Source organism: Heliobacterium chlorum (assembly GCF_014502795.1).
Taxonomy (GTDB): domain Bacteria; phylum Bacillota; class Desulfitobacteriia; order Heliobacteriales; family Heliobacteriaceae; genus Heliobacterium; species Heliobacterium chlorum.
Genome location: NZ_JACVHF010000076.1, coordinates 1 through 2,339 on the forward strand (window position 1 = coordinate 1; position 2,339 = coordinate 2,339).

6 protein-coding genes and 1 pseudogene are annotated in these 2,339 nt (G+C 50.1%); all 7 read right to left on the reverse strand.

What is annotated here, in order from left to right; all coding sequences use genetic code 11:
- A partial coding sequence (locus tag H1S01_RS19900) for a phage tail tube protein (protein WP_188042126.1) occupies nucleotides 1–314 on the reverse strand: 314 nt, incomplete at its 3' end.
- A 4-nt stretch (nucleotides 315–318) separates the two neighbouring features.
- Nucleotides 319–681 (reverse strand): minor capsid protein, encoded by a 363-nt coding sequence (locus H1S01_RS19905; RefSeq protein ID WP_243237461.1) that lies wholly within the window; start codon nucleotides 679–681, stop codon nucleotides 319–321.
- Nucleotides 682–691: 10 nt separating this feature from the next.
- Nucleotides 692–1,117, reverse strand: a complete 426-nt coding sequence (locus tag H1S01_RS19910; protein ID WP_188042128.1) for a hypothetical protein — start codon at nucleotides 1,115–1,117, stop codon at nucleotides 692–694.
- Complete coding sequence (locus tag H1S01_RS19915) at nucleotides 1,117–1,428, reverse strand: hypothetical protein (RefSeq protein ID WP_188042129.1); 312 nt, start codon at nucleotides 1,426–1,428, stop codon at nucleotides 1,117–1,119. The genes H1S01_RS19910 and H1S01_RS19915 overlap by 1 nt, the downstream gene beginning before the upstream one ends.
- Nucleotides 1,425–1,769, reverse strand: a complete 345-nt coding sequence (locus H1S01_RS19920) for a hypothetical protein (RefSeq protein ID WP_188042130.1) — start codon at nucleotides 1,767–1,769, stop codon at nucleotides 1,425–1,427. The genes H1S01_RS19915 and H1S01_RS19920 overlap by 4 nt, the downstream gene beginning before the upstream one ends.
- Nucleotides 1,770–1,780: 11 nt before the next feature.
- Nucleotides 1,781–1,975 (reverse strand): hypothetical protein, encoded by a 195-nt coding sequence (locus H1S01_RS19925; RefSeq protein WP_188042131.1) that lies wholly within the window; start codon nucleotides 1,973–1,975, stop codon nucleotides 1,781–1,783.
- Between the two features lie 57 nt (nucleotides 1,976–2,032).
- Nucleotides 2,033–2,339: pseudogene (locus H1S01_RS19930) on the reverse strand (major capsid protein); the annotation flags it as partial.

A 2,339-nucleotide genomic window follows, 5' to 3' on the forward strand; every position in this document is an offset into this window, starting at 1 on the left:
GTTCCGGTATATTTCTTGCCAGAGGGTAGTCGGATTTCGGCTTTGAGCGTCGACCGGCTGTTAAACACTTCATCCAAGTGATCCAACGCGGTGTCACTGCCGAGCATGAAGCCGTCGCAATCAATCGACCAGGATAATACCCCGGCAACGTTCTCGGCCCAGCCGTAAGCATCTTTGGATGTGGTTTCAATGACGTTGGCGGATCGATTTAAGGTCGCTCCGCTTTGACCGCCGACCACGGTATAAGTGGGGCTAGCATCGGTTTCGCCTGTTTGAACATATAACAACACATCAACGCCTGCGATTTTTGCCAAGTTATCAAGCCTCCTCCGTAATTAATGAAAAATTCAATGCGTAGATGGAACGGTCGTTATCGTCCTGACCTAGAAATAGCGGTGAAGATTGTTGAGCCGCGCAAAAAATAACGTGAGTTGCCCCCACGTCGAAGTCTCGTTTGCCGTTAAACGATTGATAAAGCTCGGTCGCGTTCGCCTCGGTCATCGCCGGGTCGCTAGCGCGAATTAATATCTGCAAGGAAGGGCGGTTGAGGTTCGCTTTTACGCTGCTCCTTCCCCCGCTTGTTAAGCGGACGACGGCACAATCGTCACCCATTGCCGGGAAGGAATTCGCGAAGTACTTGAGGGGGACGGTTTGCTGGAGCACGGCAATAAGCTCCGCCATTCGCACCAAATCACGCCCCCTTCAATGCTTTGTGAAGTTCCCGTTCAATGTGATCTTCGTAGGTTTGAGCTTCCCCTTCCAGTGGACGAGTGAGGAACTGATTGCCGACGGGATAATGCTTACCACTCATGCCGTACCCTCCGGGTTTCGCCAAGGAGCCGGGACCGAGCCGGTAATTCGTCTCGTGCATGGCCAAAGCGTAATTGAAGCCGCCTTCTTTCACGCTATAATCTACTTTCGCTGTTACCTGATTTGAGGCAGCGATCACTTCCTTGGCGTAGGATTTTTCCAAGATACCTTTGTCGTGCGGGGCTGTTTCGGATGACGTGCGAACGAGGTCGTCAGCACAGTCATGCACCGCTTGTTTTAACTGATTTCGGATATCCTTGTTGACTCGTTTTAGAACCTGGTCATAAATCTTCACTTGGATTTTCATCAGACCACCACTTTGGTGAACAGCGGTTTGCCAGAGAAGTCACGAATGATTGCGATACTTACCGGGGTCTTCAGAGAGGTAATGCCTAATTCATCGACCCACTCAATCTGATCACCAAATCCAACAGCCACTCGCCCTTTGAGCAAAATTTCTGCTGTAGATACTACGACTTGCCCGTTGACTTCGACACTACGCTTAGATGTAGTGTCAATCCGGCAATGATGAGATACGGCCTCCCCCCAAGACGGTTTTCCCCAGATGTCTAGCTCCCCTGCCTTGAAGATAGATACGGTCTGCTTCATGGGAATCAATCGGCATACCTCCCTACTCGGCGACCAAGGATAGCAATGACTTCCGGGGAAATCCGTCGTATCCCCTCCATAGCGATACTCAATCCGTTAACCGACACGGCTTTTACACCTTGTTCGGATTTACGAACCGTTTCATCCATTCTCAACAGCCAAAGAGCCTGTTCAAACACGGCTTCTTCGGGAAGAGGCCGAATATCGGGTTGATAGTTGCGGAATACCCGATATAGCTGGGTTTCTGCATGGAGTAAAGCCCTTTGGCGAGTGGAGTTATCCGTAGTCACCCATTCTTCGTTATGAAGCACATTGTTGGTAAAATAGGTGTTGGCTCGGTTCAAATCCACCACTTGCTCACCTACTTCGCGGCAGTTTTGGGCTTCTTATCTTCTACGGTTTCTTCCTCGATCACTTCTACGGTATAGCCGTAGTCATTCGTCAGAAGGTTTTTCAGACGTTCATCTTCAACAATGGCTTCACCGTTTTGAAAAAGTACGCCCTCGGTCACCCCGTTATAAATCACATTGGGCGTTTTAATCCGATATTTCGCCACGATATCCCCTCCCCATAAAAAATGAAGACGTGGCAGATTGGTCTACCACGTCAAATATTACTGTTGTTGTTGTTGTGATTTTTTAATATACCGGAGCCGGGCAGCTGCCCGAGGGTGGAACACCGCCATACCACAATAAAACTCAATCCGAGTGCGGAATACCGGCTTGCTGTCGATTTCCCCAAGGTCACGCACCGATACACCACCGTTACGGAGGCCCGAGACATACTGCTCTGCTCCAAACTTGATCGCGTAAATGGAGCCGGTATCCGAAGCTGTTCCGGCCCTATCCAATTCGTTAAATCCGAGAATCTCCTGACCCGCGCCATCCGTCTCGATCACACGAATGGGAATACCCGCATAG